Origin of the sequence: Pseudomonas sp. P8_241 (assembly GCF_034008315.1) — a bacterium.
Classification (GTDB): Bacteria; Pseudomonadota; Gammaproteobacteria; order Pseudomonadales; family Pseudomonadaceae; genus Aquipseudomonas.
This window is the reverse complement of sequence record NZ_CP125377.1, coordinates 5,269,942-5,284,495: the sequence shown is the minus strand read 5'-3', so window position 1 is coordinate 5,284,495 and position 14,554 is coordinate 5,269,942. Positions and strand designations below refer to the sequence as shown.

General features: G+C 59.5%; 13 protein-coding genes. 11 read left to right on the top strand and 2 right to left on the bottom strand.

Features of this window, described 5'->3' with window-relative positions; all coding sequences use genetic code 11:
• Window positions 1–133 precede the first annotated feature (133 nt).
• From QMK58_RS23645 to QMK58_RS23615, 7 genes are all read left to right on the top strand, one after another.
• On the top strand, window positions 134–1,393 hold the full coding sequence (locus tag QMK58_RS23645; RefSeq protein ID WP_053155396.1) for an AGE family epimerase/isomerase: 1,260 nt from the start codon (window positions 134–136) through the stop codon (window positions 1,391–1,393).
• Window positions 1,394–1,511: 118 nt separating this feature from the next.
• Window positions 1,512–2,810, top strand: coding sequence for an ABC transporter substrate-binding protein (locus tag QMK58_RS23640; protein ID WP_053155398.1), 1,299 nt, complete (start codon window positions 1,512–1,514; stop codon window positions 2,808–2,810).
• Window positions 2,811–2,976: 166 nt separating this feature from the next.
• Window positions 2,977–3,885, top strand: coding sequence for a carbohydrate ABC transporter permease (locus QMK58_RS23635; protein WP_008032969.1), 909 nt, complete (start codon window positions 2,977–2,979; stop codon window positions 3,883–3,885).
• Window positions 3,878–4,723, top strand: coding sequence for a carbohydrate ABC transporter permease (locus QMK58_RS23630; RefSeq protein ID WP_053155400.1), 846 nt, complete (start codon window positions 3,878–3,880; stop codon window positions 4,721–4,723). The genes QMK58_RS23635 and QMK58_RS23630 overlap by 8 nt, the downstream gene beginning before the upstream one ends.
• Window positions 4,724–4,726: 3 nt before the next feature.
• Window positions 4,727–5,887, top strand: a complete 1,161-nt coding sequence (locus QMK58_RS23625) for an ABC transporter ATP-binding protein (protein WP_053155401.1) — start codon at window positions 4,727–4,729, stop codon at window positions 5,885–5,887.
• Window positions 5,888–6,091: 204 nt separating this feature from the next.
• Window positions 6,092–7,438, top strand: coding sequence for a carbohydrate porin (locus QMK58_RS23620; RefSeq protein ID WP_053155404.1), 1,347 nt, complete (start codon window positions 6,092–6,094; stop codon window positions 7,436–7,438).
• A 114-nt stretch (window positions 7,439–7,552) separates the two neighbouring features.
• Complete coding sequence (locus QMK58_RS23615) at window positions 7,553–8,407, top strand: D-hexose-6-phosphate mutarotase (RefSeq protein WP_320395518.1); 855 nt, start codon at window positions 7,553–7,555, stop codon at window positions 8,405–8,407.
• 95 nt (window positions 8,408–8,502) lie between these two features.
• On the opposite strand, the gene QMK58_RS23610 is transcribed toward QMK58_RS23615, so the two are convergent.
• Window positions 8,503–9,363, bottom strand: coding sequence for a MurR/RpiR family transcriptional regulator (locus QMK58_RS23610; protein WP_172681795.1), 861 nt, complete (start codon window positions 9,361–9,363; stop codon window positions 8,503–8,505).
• 228 nt (window positions 9,364–9,591) lie between these two features.
• On the opposite strand from QMK58_RS23610, the gene zwf reads away from it, so the two are divergent.
• The 4 genes from zwf to QMK58_RS23590 all read left to right on the top strand — a co-directional run bounded on the left by zwf (window position 9,592) and on the right by QMK58_RS23590 (window position 13,354).
• Window positions 9,592–11,061 carry a glucose-6-phosphate dehydrogenase gene (zwf, locus tag QMK58_RS23605; RefSeq protein ID WP_053155410.1) on the top strand — a complete coding sequence of 490 codons (1,470 nt, stop codon included), beginning with the start codon at window positions 9,592–9,594 and terminating at the stop codon, window positions 11,059–11,061.
• Complete coding sequence (pgl, locus tag QMK58_RS23600; protein ID WP_053155412.1) at window positions 11,048–11,761, top strand: 6-phosphogluconolactonase; 714 nt, start codon at window positions 11,048–11,050, stop codon at window positions 11,759–11,761. The genes zwf and pgl overlap by 14 nt, the downstream gene beginning before the upstream one ends.
• Window positions 11,762–11,778: 17 nt before the next feature.
• Window positions 11,779–12,444, top strand: coding sequence for a bifunctional 4-hydroxy-2-oxoglutarate aldolase/2-dehydro-3-deoxy-phosphogluconate aldolase (locus QMK58_RS23595; protein ID WP_053155415.1), 666 nt, complete (start codon window positions 11,779–11,781; stop codon window positions 12,442–12,444).
• Between the two features lie 193 nt (window positions 12,445–12,637).
• Window positions 12,638–13,354, top strand: coding sequence for an intradiol ring-cleavage dioxygenase (locus QMK58_RS23590; RefSeq protein WP_320395517.1), 717 nt, complete (start codon window positions 12,638–12,640; stop codon window positions 13,352–13,354).
• A 2-nt stretch (window positions 13,355–13,356) separates the two neighbouring features.
• Here QMK58_RS23590 and QMK58_RS23585 read toward each other — a convergent pair whose 3' ends face one another.
• Complete coding sequence (locus QMK58_RS23585) at window positions 13,357–14,538, bottom strand: aminotransferase class V-fold PLP-dependent enzyme (protein ID WP_320395516.1); 1,182 nt, start codon at window positions 14,536–14,538, stop codon at window positions 13,357–13,359.
• Window positions 14,539–14,554 lie beyond the last annotated feature (16 nt).

Here is a 14,554-nt window from a genome sequence, read left to right as displayed (position 1 = left end):
AGCTGCCGAAGGCTGCGATCTTTTGATCTTGCTTTGTCACCGAACGGTGACAAACCATGCCCCCTTCGTTACAAGCCCGCCACCGCCCGTTGTTTAGACTGCCCCTCAGTCATAACAACAAAAAAGGCACCCCATGGACTCCTCTCAACCCGCCTTCAGCAGTTGGCTGAACGCACCCGCCCATCAGCAATGGCTCGCCGCTGAAGGCCTGCGACTACTGGCATTTGCCAAGGCTTCAAAGCTGCCTGAAGGTTTCGGAAATCTCGACGAGCGCGGTCATCTGCCCCCCGACGCCCAAGCCGAAACCATGAACACCGCACGCATGACCCACAGCTTTGCCATGGCTCACATTCAAGGGCTGCCGGGTTTTGCCGAACTGGTCGATCACGGTATCCATGCCTTGCGCGGACCACTGCGCGATGCCGTGCACGGTGGCTGGTTCGCGAGCGCCGAGCATCGCGATGGCAACACCGGCAAGAACGCCTATCTGCACGCTTTCGTCGCGCTGGCCGCCAGTTCTGCGGTGGTCGCGCAACGCCCCGGCGCGCAGGCCTTGCTCGATGATGCGCTTGACATAATCGACACGTATTTCTGGAGCGAGGAGGAGGGCGCCATGCGCGAATCCTTCAACCGCGACTGGAGTTGCGAAGAAGCCTATCGCGGCGCCAACAGCAACATGCACGCCACCGAAGCCTTCCTCGCCCTGGCCGATGTCACCGACGACAACCGCTGGTTGGGTCGCGCCCAACGCATCGTCGAGCGGGTGATCCACAATCACGCCGCCGCCAACGACTACCTGGTGATCGAGCATTTTGACCGCGATTGGCAGCCGCTGCGCGAGTACAACCACGACAACCCGGCTGACGGTTTCCGTCCTTATGGCACCACACCAGGCCATGGTTTCGAATGGGCACGGCTGGTGCTGCACCTCGAAGCGGCACGGGTACGAGCCGGCATGCTCACGCCGGGCTGGCTGGTCACCGACGCGCAAAAACTCTTCGAGCACAATTGCCTCCATGGTTGGGATGTCGACGGCGCGCCGGGCATTGTCTACACCCTCGATTGGGACAATCGCGCGGTGGTTCGCCATCGTCTGCACTGGACTCATTGCGAAGCCAGCGCCGCCGCCAGCGCCTTGCTCAAGCGAACCGGCGACGCGCAGTACGAACATTGGTACCGGCTATTCTGGGAATTCTGTGACAGTCATTTCATCGACCGTTGCGAGGGCAGTTGGCACCATGAACTCGATCCCTTGAACCGCCCGAGCGCCGACATCTGGGCCGGAAAACCGGACCTTTACCACGCCTGGCAAGCCGTGCTGATTCCGCGCCTGCCCCTGGCGCCGAGTATGGCCAGCGCGCTGGCGCAGTCGTCCCAGAGCGCTTCTATGTAACCATGCGGTGACATTCGCGCATCCCTTCGTTACCTGCGAGGGGATATCCCCTGTTTAAAATCCTATGCAGCGCAAGCACCAGACTTGCAACGCATAACAACAAGAAAGGTACTCCTAGATGAATGCGATTTCTCGCCTCGCTACTGTCATTTCTCTCGCTTCCCTGTCTGCGCTCCCTCTCAGTGTCCTGGCTGCCGAACCCAAAGGTTCCGTGGAAGTTGTGCATTGGTGGACCTCCGGTGGCGAGAAAGCAGCGGTTGATGTCCTCAAGGCCCAAGTCGAAAAAGACGGCTTCACCTGGAAGGATGGCGCAGTCGCCGGTGGTGGCGGTTCCACGGCCATGACCGTGCTCAAGAGCCGCGCCGTGGCCGGTAACCCGCCGGGCGTTGCACAAATCAAAGGGCCGGACATCCAGGAGTGGGGCAGCACTGGCCTGCTCAGCACCGATGCGTTGAAAGACGTTTCCAAAGCGGAAAACTGGGACGGCCTGCTGTCGAAGAAAGTCTCCGACACCGTGAAGTACGAAGGTGATTACGTGGCCGTGCCGGTGAACATTCACCGCGTCAACTGGCTGTGGATCAACCCGCAAGTGTTCAAGAAAGCCGGGATCGAAAAAGCCCCGACCACCCTCGAAGAATTCTATGCCGCCGGCGACAAGCTCAAAGCCGCCGGCTTCATCGCGCTCGCCCACGGCGGTCAGCCTTGGCAGGACAGCACCGTGTTTGAAGACATCGTGTTGTCGGTCATGGGTGCTGACGGCTACAAGAAAGCCCTGGTCGATCTGGACCAGAAAACCCTGTCCGGCCCGCAAATGACCCAGTCGTTCACCGAGCTGAAAAAAATCACCGGCTACATGGACCCGAACCGCGCCGGTCGTGACTGGAACATCGCCGCTGCCGACGTCATCAGCGGCAAGGCCGGCATGCAGATGATGGGCGACTGGGCGAAAAGCGAGTGGACCGCCGCGAAAAAAGTCCCGGGCAAGGACTACCAGTGCGTGCCGTTCCCAGGCACCGAAAAAGCCTTCACTTACAACATCGACTCCCTGGCGGTGTTCAAGCTCAAGGCTGATCGCAAGGGCGACATCGCTGCCCAGCAGGACCTGGCCAAGGTCGCATTGGGCACCGACTTCCAGAAAGTCTTCAGCATGAACAAGGGCTCGATCCCGGTACGTAACGACATGCTGAAGGAAATGGACAAGCTCGGCTTCGACGAGTGCGCCCAGAAGTCGGCGAACGACTTCATCGCGGACGACAAGTCCGGTGGTCTGCAACCGAGCATGGCGCACAACATGGCCACTTCGCTGGCGGTGCAGGGCGCGATTTTCGACGTGGTCACCAACTTCATGAACGACAAGGACGCAGACCCGGCCAAGGCCAGCGCCCAACTGGCGTCGGCTGTCAAAGCTGCCCAGTAAAACCACGGCCGCCGCAGGCCAGGCCTGCGGCATCTATCGATGATCTGCCAATTGTAGGAGCCGGCTTGCTGGCGATAGCGGTGTACCTGACACACCGTGTCGCCCGTGTCGCCAGCAAGCCGGCTCCTACAGGTTTGATCTTCATTTCTAACACTGGATTATCCCGATGAGCTCTGTGGCGGTTTTCAGCAAAGCCTCACCGTTCGATGCGCTGCAACGCTGGCTACCCAAGTTGGTACTGGCGCCGAGCATGCTGATCGTGTTGGTTGGTTTCTACGGTTACATCATCTGGACGTTCATTCTGTCCTTCACCAATTCCAGCTTCATGCCGAGCTACAAGTGGGTCGGCCTGCAGCAATATATGCGCCTGATGGACAACGACCGCTGGTGGGTCGCGAGCAAGAATCTCGCGCTGTTCGGCGGCATGTTCATCGGCATCAGTTTGGTGCTGGGCGTCTTCCTCGCGGTGCTGCTCGACCAGCGCATTCGCAAGGAAGGCTTCATCCGCACCGTCTACCTGTACCCGATGGCGCTGTCGATGATCGTCACCGGTACGGCGTGGAAGTGGCTGCTCAACCCTGGCCTGGGTCTGGACAAGATGCTGCGTGACTGGGGCTGGGAAGGCTTCCGTCTCGACTGGCTGGTGGATCAGGATCGCGTTGTCTACTGTCTGGTGATTGCTGCCGTGTGGCAAGCCTCCGGGTTTGTCATGGCGATGTTCCTTGCCGGTCTGCGCGGTGTCGATCAGTCGATCATTCGTGCCGCGCAGGTCGATGGCGCGAGCTTGCCGACCATCTACCTGAAGATCGTGTTACCGAGCCTGCGCCCGGTGTTCTTCAGTGCCTTCATGATCCTGGCGCACATTGCGATCAAGAGCTTCGACCTGGTCGCGGCGATGACCGCAGGCGGTCCCGGCTACTCGTCCGATCTGCCGGCGATGTTCATGTATTCCTTCACCTTCAGCCGTGGCCAAATGGGCATCGGTTCGGCCAGCGCCATGCTCATGCTCGGTGCCGTGCTGACCATCCTCGTGCCGTATCTGTACTCCGAGCTGCGAGGCAAACGCCATGACTGATCAATTCGCAAAGCGTGGTGTCAGCTTCAGCCGCATCGCCATTTACGCCACGTTGCTGCTGGCCGCTGCGGTGTACCTGATCCCGCTGATCGTGATGCTGCTGACCAGCTTCAAATCCCCGGAAGACATCCGCACCGGCAACCTGCTGAGCTGGCCGACCGTGATTGACGGCATCGGCTGGATCAAGGCCTGGGACGTGGTCGGCGGCTACTTCTGGAACTCGGTGAAAATCACCGTACCGGCGGTTCTGATTTCAACCTTCGTCGGCGCCATGAACGGCTACGTATTGTCGATGTGGCGCTTCCGTGGTTCGCAACTGTTCTTCGGTTTGCTGCTGTTCGGTTGCTTCCTGCCGTTCCAGACCGTGCTGCTGCCGGCCTCGTTCACCCTCGGCAAGTTCGGCCTGGCCAACACCACCACCGGCCTGGTGCTGGTGCACGTGGTCTACGGGCTGGCGTTCACCACGCTGTTCTTCCGCAACTACTACGTGAGCATTCCGGATGCGCTGGTCAAGGCCGCAAGGCTAGATGGCGCGGGCTTCTTCACGATCTTCTGGAAAATCCTGCTGCCGATGTCGATCCCGATCGTGATGGTCTGCCTGATCTGGCAGTTCACCCAGATCTGGAATGACTTCCTGTTCGGCGTGGTCTTCGCCAGTGGCGACGCCCAGCCGATTACCGTGGCCCTGAACAACCTGGTCAACACCAGCACCGGGGCCAAGGAATACAACGTTGATATGGCCGCCGCGATGATCGCCGGGCTGCCGACACTGCTGGTCTACATATTCGCTGGCAAGTATTTCCTGCGTGGGCTGACGTCCGGCGCGGTCAAGGGGTAGAACATGGCAACTCTCGAATTACGCAACGTCAACAAGACCTACGGCGCCGGTTTGCCGGACACCCTCAAAAACATCGAACTGAAGATCAATGACGGGGAATTCCTGATCCTGGTCGGCCCGTCGGGCTGCGGTAAATCGACGTTGATGAATTGCATTGCCGGCCTGGAAACCATCAGCGGCGGCGCGATTCTGGTGGACGACGCCGACATCAGCGGCATGAGCCCGAAAGATCGCGACATCGCCATGGTGTTCCAGTCCTACGCGCTGTACCCGACCATGAGCGTGCGCGACAACATCGCCTTCGGCCTGAAGATTCGCAAAATGCCGACCGCGGACATCGACGAAGAAGTCGCTCGGGTTTCCAAACTGTTGCAGATCGAACACCTGCTCAGCCGCAAGCCGGGCCAACTCTCCGGTGGACAGCAACAGCGTGTGGCGATGGGCCGTGCCCTGGCGCGTCGGCCAAAGATTTATCTGTTCGACGAACCGCTGTCCAACCTCGACGCCAAGCTGCGGGTCGAGATGCGCACCGAAATGAAACTGATGCACCAGCGCCTGAAAACCACCACGGTCTACGTGACCCACGACCAGATCGAAGCCATGACCCTGGGCGACAAAGTGGCGGTGATGAAGGACGGGATCATCCAGCAGTTCGGCACGCCGAAAGACATCTACAACAACCCGGCGAACCTGTTCGTGGCGAGCTTCATCGGCTCGCCGCCGATGAACTTCATCCCCCTGCGTTTGCAGCGCAAGGACGGTCGTCTGCTGGCGTTGCTCGACAGCGGCCAGGCCCGTTGCGAGTTGCCGCTGGGCATGCAGGACGCCGGTCTCGAAGACCGCGAAGTGATACTCGGCATGCGCCCGGAGCAGATCGTGCTGGCAAACGGTGAAGCCAATGGTTTGCCGACTATTCGCGCCGAAGTCCAGGTCACCGAACCGACCGGTCCCGACACGCTGGTGTTCGTCAACCTCAACGGCACCAAGGTTTGCTGTCGTCTGGCGCCCGATGTGGCGCCGCAGGTGGGCGAGACCCTGACGTTGCAATTCGATCCGGCAAAAGTGCTGCTGTTCGATGCCAAAACGGGTGAGCGTCTGGGGGTTGCTGGCGTAGCGAAAACCGAATTGCACGCTGACAACGTCGCCCAATTCAAAGGCCGCTGAAGAACAAAACTGTAGGAGCGAGCCTGCTCGCGATGGACGTCAACGATGACACTGGAAACCTGACACCCCACGGTGTTCTCAGGTTTCTCGCGAGCGGGCTCGCTTCTACAGGGGGGACATGTGGCGGATGGATTGTTATCCGTCGCAACTGATGTAACCGCGTTAAAGAAGAAAAGTTAATAACAATAAAACGAGGAAGTAGGGATGAAGATGAAGAACAAGGCCCGGTTGATCTGCCAAGTGTCAGCAGCGGCAGCACTGGTTCTGGCCGGCAATGCCATGGCCGATGAAGCGTTCAGCTCCGATTCCAAGTGGATGACGGGCGACTGGGGTGGCGAGCGCACCAAACTGATCGAGCAAGGCATCGACATCAAAATGGATTACGTCGGTGAAGTCGGCGGCAACCTCCATGGCGGTTTCAACGATGACAAGACCGCACGCTACGCTGACCAGTTTGGCCTGGGCGCGGCGTTGGACCTGGAAAAACTGTTCGGCTGGGACAACACCCAGGCCAAGATCCAGCTCACCAATCGTAACGGCGAGAACATCTCCAACGACCGCATCGGCGACCCGCGTGCCGGCACCTTGAGTTCGTCCCAGGAAGTCTACGGCCGTGGTCATATGGTCCGTTTGACCCAGTTGTGGATCCAGCACCAGTTCTTCGACAACAAGCTGGACGTCAAGGCCGGTTACTTCGGTGAGGGTGAAGACTTCAACACCTTCCCGTGCGAGTTCCAGAACCTGGCGTTCTGCGGTTCCCAGGTGGGTAACTGGGCCACCAACATCTGGTACAACTGGCCGGTCAGCCAGGCGGCGATTCGCGTGAAGTACAACATCAACGACGAGCTCTACGCTCAGATCGGTGCGTACAACCAGAACCCGTCGCAACTGGAACACGGTAATGGCTTCAAGCTCAGCGGTAGCGGCACCGAAGGCACCGTCCTGCCGGTTGAGCTGGTCTGGTCGCCGAAGGTCAACACCTTGCCGGGCGAATACCGTGTCGGTTACTACAAAAGCACGGCCAGCGCCGATGACGTCCGCGAAGACGACAATGGCGATGATGCCGCCACCAGCGGTAATGCGTATCGCAGCCACAGCAGCAAGCACGGTTACTGGTTCGTTGCGCAGCAGCAACTCACCAGCCATAACGGCGACGCCAGCCGCGGTCTGAACATTGCCGCCAACGCCACGTTCCACGACAAGGACACCAACATCGTCGATAACTACCAGTCGCTGATGTTTGTGTACAAGGGCCCGTTCGATGCACGTCCAAAAGATGACGTCGGTATCGGTTTTGCCCGTATCCATGTCAACGAAGACGTGAAGAAAAATGCCGAGCTGACCAACGCTGCCAACGGTGTCAGCGACTACAACGATCCGTTGTTCTCGCCGCTGCGCGAGACCGAATACAACTACGAGCTCAACTACGGTTTCCACGTGACCAACTGGCTGACCGTGCGTCCCAATCTGCAATACGTCACTCACCCTGGTGGTGTGCATGAAGTCGACGATGCTCTGGTCGCTGGCCTGAAAATTCAGTCGGTGTTCTGACGCGTCTGCGATAAGCTCCTCCTCTATGTGCGCATATTTGCGGACAGCCAAGGCTGTCCGCTTTTTTTTGAGGGGCGCGCCCCCCGCTGACAGTTGATTTCAGGACCGTGGCACATGCTTGAGCATCCGCTACAACGCTTCTTCAAATCCTTGCGCGAACGACCGGTGTTCGCGTGGGAGCGCTATCAGATGCGCGATGTGCTGGTGATCGATCATCCGCGCTGTCAGGCGGTGTTCAGTCGGCAGGGGGCGCAGTTGCTGCACTTCCAGCCTCAAGGTCAGAAACCGTGGCTGTGGTGTGCGGCGAAGTGGCCGCAGGTCGGTGCGATTCGCGGCGGTGTGCCCGTGTGTTGGCCGTGGTATGGCCGACATCCGAGCGAGAACGCCTGGCCGTCCCATGGCTGGGCACGGTTGCTCGACTGGAAACTGCTCGACAGCAGCCATGACGACGATGGCGTGCGTTTGCACTGGCAATTGAAGTTGTGTGACTGGCAGGTGGACCTGCACGCGCACCTGGGCGAGCGCATGGACTTGCGCCTGAGCACCGAGCATCAGGACGACATGCCATGCCAATTGAGTCAGGCGTTGCACGCTTACTGGCGTATTGGTGACGTTGGTGAGGTAGCGCTGTCTGGGCTCGAAGGCGCCCAGGGCTACGACCATCTGAGTCGGCAGGTTTGTCAGCAGGAGGGTGAGCTACGCGTCAATGGTGGGTGTCAGCGAGTGTTTCAGCATGACGGCGAATTGCAGCTCAACGATCACGCTTGGGATCGGGCGTTGTGCATCGATACCGGCGATACGGCAGACACTGTGGTCTGGCATCCGGGGTCGCGACCGCTGCTCGGCGTGACCTGGAACGAGATATCCGAATTCGTTTGCGTTGAGGCGGCAAGCGGCGGCACTGACAGCCTGTGTCTGCAGCCGGGGGAGCGGGCGCATTTGAGTTTGCAGGCGTGGGTGGGGGCGTAAAGAAAGATCAAAAGATCGCAGCCTACGGCAGCTCCTGCAAAGGCGCGTGTACACCTGTAGGAGCTGTCGAGTGAAACGAGGCGGCGATCTTTTAATTAATTGAACTCATCCCCAACCGGATACCGGCTGGCATTCAAGCTCTCTTTGATCTTGCGCAGATGTGGCTGGAAATCCACCCCGCGACGTAACGTCATGCCGGTCGCCAGTACATCGAGGACCGTCAACTGGATGATCCGCGAAGTCATCGGCATGTAGATGTCGGTGTCTTCCGGCAGCGGAATGTTCAGGCTCAGGGTGCTGGCCTTTGCCAGTGGCGAGTTCTCGGCTGTCAGGCCCAATACCGACGCGCCGTTCTCCCGAGCGATGCGAGCCACTTCGACCAGTTCGCGGGTGCGGCCGGTGTAGGAAATGATCACGAACAGTTCGCCTGTGTGTGCCACCGAAGCAATCATGCGCTGCATCAGCACGTCGGCATGGGCGGTGACGGCGAGGTTGAAACGGAAAAACTTGTGCTGTGCATCCAGCGCCACCGGGGCCGAAGCGCCGAGGCCGAAAAAGTGGATCTGTCGCGCCTGGATCAGAAGGTCGACGGCGCGGCTGATCAGGTTCGGGTCCAGGGCCTGCAAGGCACTGTCCAGGGACGCAATGGCGCTGCCGAAAATCTTCTTGGTGTACGCCTCCGGATTGTCGTCAGCTTCAACCGCTCGGCTGACATAGGCGGCTCCGCTGGCCAGGCTCTGGGCCAACTGAAGCTTTAGCTCGGGGTAGCCGCTGACACCGAACGAGCGACAGAAACGATTGACCGTCGGCTCGCTGACCGAAGCGGCCTGGGCGAGGGCGGCAATGCTGAAACGAGTGGCCTGCTGCGGGTTGAGCAGGATCACCTCGGCGACTTTGCGTTCGGCCTTGTTCAGCTCTTCAAGGCGATTCTGGATCTGCTCCAGTAAATTTCGCACGCGGTCCATATGAGTTTCCTTGATTCACCGGCGCCGATAAGCGCGCGGCTAATGCAAAAAGGGCCTTTGGTGAGGCCCGTAACGGTGGCCTATCCTACTGATGGCTCCGACCGACCACCACTCGGAATCTGTATTTTGCGAAAATGTTGTGGTTATTACTACATTTTCCCTTGAGTGATGCCTTGAAAAAAGGTATTTGTAGCTTAACTTGATAAAAGAACAAACATCATGCCTTCGATTACGGTTGAACCGTGCACCTTTGCCTTGTTCGGCGCCCTGGGCGATCTCGCCCTGCGCAAGCTGTTTCCTGCCCTCTATCAACTCGATGGGGCGGGTCTCTTGCACGAGGACACGCGAATCATCGCCCTGGCCCGTGAGGCGGGCAGCGAGCAGGAGCACCTGGCGTTCATCGCTGGCGAGTTGCGCCGCTATGTGGCTGCCAAAGAGCTGGATGAAGCCGTTGTCGAGCGCTTTCTCGCACGCCTGAGTTATTTGCATGTCGACTTCCTCAATGCGGATGACTATGTCGCCCTGGCAGAGGCGGCAGGCAGGGCGCAACGGGTCATCGCGTATTTCGCCACGCCCGCAGCGGTCTACGGCGCAATCTGCGAGAACCTGGCAAAAGTCGGCCTGGTGGAAAACACCCGCGTAGTGCTGGAAAAACCGATCGGTTCCGATCTGGAGTCCTCGCGCAAGGTCAACGACGCCGTGGCGCAGTTCTTCCCGGAGAATCGCACCTATCGCATCGACCATTATCTGGGTAAGGAAACTGTCCAGAATCTGATCGCGTTGCGTTTCGCCAACAGCCTGTTCGAAACCCAGTGGAATCAGAACTACATCTCCCACGTGGAAATCACCGTGGCCGAGAAGGTCGGCATCGAAGGCCGCTGGGGTTACTTCGACAAGGCCGGCCAGCTGCGGGACATGATCCAGAATCACCTGCTGCAACTGCTCTGCCTGATCGCCATGGACCCGCCGGCCGACCTGTCCGCCGACAGCATCCGCGACGAGAAAGTCAAAGTGCTCAAGGCCCTGGCGCCGATCAGCCCGGAAGGGCTGACCACACAGGTGGTGCGCGGCCAGTACATCGCTGGTTACAGCGAAGGAAAACCGGTACCGGGCTACCTGGATGAACCGAATTCCAACACCCAAAGCGACACCGAAACCTTCGTCGCCTTGCGTGCCGACATCCGCAACTGGCGCTGGGCAGGCGTGCCGTTTTACCTGCGGACCGGCAAGCGCATGCCGCAGAAGCTGTCGCAGATCGTCATCCACTTCAAGGAACCGTCGCACTACATCTTCGCCCCCGAGCAGCGCCTGCAAATCAGCAACAAGCTGATTATCCGCCTGCAACCGGACGAAGGCATTTCCTTGCGCGTTATGACCAAAGAACAAGGCCTGGACAAGGGCATGCAGCTGCGCAGCGGTCCGTTGCAGCTGAATTTTTCCGACACCTGGAGCAGCGCACGGATTCCCGATGCCTACGAACGGTTGTTGCTGGAAGTGATGCACGGCAATCAGAACCTGTTTGTCCGTAAAGATGAAATCGAAGCCGCGTGGAAGTGGTGTGACCAGTTGATCGCCGGGTGGAAAAAATCCGGCGATGCGCCCAAGCCGTACGCGGCCGGGTCCTGGGGGCCGATGAGTTCCATTGCTCTGATCACGCGGGATGGGAGGTCATGGTATGGCGATATCTGATTTGAAACTGCCGCAGGGCGTCAGCGCCCATGCGTTCAAGAGCGCGGTGCTGCTGGCCGAAGGTTTGGCGCTGAACGTGGCCAAGCAACTGAGCGATGCCATTGAGGACCAAGGCACTGCCACCCTGGTGGTGTCCGGTGGTCGCAGCCCGGTGGCGTTTTTCCAGCACCTGGCCAAGCAGAAGCTGGACTGGTCGAACGTGGTGATCAGCCTGGCTGATGAGCGCTGGGTGCCGGTTGAACATGCCGACAGCAATGCCGGCTTGATCAAGCGCTACCTATTGCAAGGCCCGGCGGCCAAGGCTCAGTTTTTGAGTCTGTACAGCGCTAGCGCCAACCTGGAACAGGCGGCCGATCAGGCTGACCGTTTGCTCTCCGAGTTGCCGGTGATCGACGTACTGGTGCTGGGCATGGGCGATGACGGTCACACCGCTTCGCTATTTCCCAATAGCCCGAATCTTGCCGAGGCATTGCAGGCCGATGGCATACGTCGCTGCTGGCCGATGCTGGCGCCGACCGTGCCGCATCAGCGCCTGACCATGAGTCGCGCGCTGCTGGCTTCGGCCAAACACAAAGTTCTATCGATTTGCGGTCAGTCCAAGCTGACCACCCTGAACATCGCACTGGCCGGTGACGATGTCGCCGCAATGCCGATTCGCGCGTTTTTGCAACCCACGTTAGAGATTTACTGGTGCCCATGAGCCAAGGAACAGCCGCTATGACAAACCCATCCCCGACCGTTTCCATGGCGGATAAAGTTGCCCTGATCGACAGCCTCTGCGCCAAGGCGCGGATCCTGCCGGTGATCACTATTGCCCGCGAGCAGGACGTTCTGCCGCTGGCCGATGCCCTCGCGGCCGGTGGCCTGACCGCCCTGGAAGTGACCCTGCGCTCGCAGTTCGGCCTCAAGGCCATCCAGATCCTGCGCGAACAGCGCCCGGAGCTGATGACCGGTGCCGGCACCGTGCTCGACCGCACCATGCTGGCCGCGGCTGAAGCGGCAGGCTCGCAGTTCATCGTCACGCCAGGCATCACGCGCGACTTGCTGGAAGCCAGCGTTGCCAGCCCGATTCCGCTGTTGCCGGGGATCAGCAATGCCTCGGGCATCATGGAAGGCTACGGTCTCGGCTATCGCCGCTTCAAGCTGTTTCCGGCTGAAGTCAGCGGCGGTGTCGCGGCCATCAAGGCGCTGGGCGGCCCGTTCGGCGAAGTGAAATTCTGCCCGACCGGCGGCGTCGGTCCTGCCAACATCAAGAGCTACATGGCGTTGAAGAACGTCATGTGCGTGGGCGGTAGCTGGATGCTTGATCCGCAGTGGATCAAGAACGGCGACTGGGCCCGCATTCAGGAATGCACCGCCGAGGCTTTGGCGTTGCTGGACTGATTCGTCACCCTACACTTCGTTGTGTGTTCTACGGCTTTACGGTGCGCTTGGTCGGTGCACCGTTTTTTTTTGCCTGAAGAACAACGTGCAGGAGCTGCCGCATGAAATCATCGACATCATGCGATACATAGTTACCGCATGCCCAAAATCGACCGATGCTAGCCTGCGTTCATCTTATGGAAGAGAGAACGTCATGGACGCCAACACCCCAGTTACTTCTTTTTTTTTGTTGTCCCCGGAACAAATTGCCGGCCCCTATTTCCGCAACTCGAAACTGATTCGTCGAAACATCAGCGAAGGTGCCGACGGCATTCCACTCGTGCTGCGACTGTCGATCATCGATGCCATGACCGGTGAACCGGTCCCGGATGCGCTGGTGGACATCTGGCACTGCAATGCGCGGGGCGCCTATTCGGGTTGGAGCAAGATCAATCCGGATGTTGAGGTTGACTCCGGTGACATCGGCGCGATTGCGCGGACCGACGACGATACCTACCTGCGTGGCGCGCAGTTCAGCGACAAATCGGGCATCGTCCGCTTCACCACTATCTATCCGGGTTTCTATGCCGGACGTGCCGTGCATATTCACCTCGCCGTGCGCATTGCCGCAGGCAACAATTATCTGGAGGAAAGGCATGTCGCCTGGGTCGGACAGCTTTACCTGCCTGAGGTCGCCTCGCGTTCAGCACTGTGTGCCCGTCAATACGGTGGGCGTGCTTCAACTCGTCTGACCAACGCTGAAGACTTCTACTATTCGACCATGGGCGGCGATGCCTCGATCCTGAACGTACACACGTTGGGGCGGGATTCGAATGAAGACGGCTTTTTCGGGCAGATGACCATCGGCATCGACACCTTCTCGGTGTCGACACAGATCAAACCAGAAGACTTCGACAAATACACCGTCTGACGTCAACGCAGTTGGGTCAGTGCGCTGCTCAGTGCATCCATGTCGTCAGCGGTGCTGATGAGTCCAGGCGTGATGCGGATGCAGGGACCACACGCCGCACCGCTGCGCGTTACAGTGAACAGGTTGAACTCCTTTAACAGGCGCTCGACCATCACTTGCTGGTCGGCATGGCGGGTAAAGCGCATCGAGGTGATGCCACAGTACAGCCGCGGATCATCCGGGGTCATGACTTCGATGCCCGGCAACTGGCGTACCGCGCCAACCCAACGGTTGCGCAAGTAATTGAGGCGTGCGCCTTTGGCGGCGGCACCGCCCATGGCCCAATGTTCTTCGAGCACCAGCGGCAAGGTCAGCAGCGCAGGGATATTAGGCGTGCTGTAGGAGGTGCGGGCACGGATGTCGGTGACTGGAAAATGCATTTCGCCCATGTCCGGGTCGATATCGGCCAGACGTTCGGGGGCGATGTAGAGAAAGCCCAGCGTCAGCGGTGCGCCGATCCACTTGTGCAGGTTGAAACCGGCGAAAGCGATGCCCAGTTCGGTCAGATCAAACTCGATCTGACCGAGGGCGTGGGCGCCGTCGAGGATCACATCGATCCCGTGTTCCTTGGCTGCGGCTGCAATCGCCTGCACCGGCATCACCAGGCCAGTGCGATGAGTGACGTGCGTCAGGGCCATCAATTTGAGCCGCGGATGACGTGCGAAGGCGTCACGGTAGGTGACCAGCAAACTGTCGTAGCTTGCCGGATGCGAATGTTCGATTTCGATCACTTCAACGCCGCGATTGCGTGCCAGCCAGCGTATCGCGCCTTTGACCGTGTCGTATTCCAGGTCGCTGACCAGCACCTGATCACCGGGCTGAAGGAGGTTGTAGTTGCGGATCAGCGACTGCAAACCCTCCGATGCATTGCGGGTGAGGGCAATGCTGTCAGCGCAGGCGCCAATCAGTCTGGACAACGGTGCGCGGATTTTCAGGCTGTCACCTTGTTCGAAGCGCTGGCGCACATAGACCGAGTTGCTGCGGTTGATGAACTCGATGTTGCGCTGATATTCCTCGACCACCGTGCGCGACATGCGCCCGAAGTAACCGTTTTCAAGGTTGATCGGGCCGGGTTCGACCTCGTATCGGTCGGCGAAGGTTTGCCAGAACGCTTCATCACGGGCACGCAGGGTGTTGTCAGGCATGGAGTTACTCAATCTG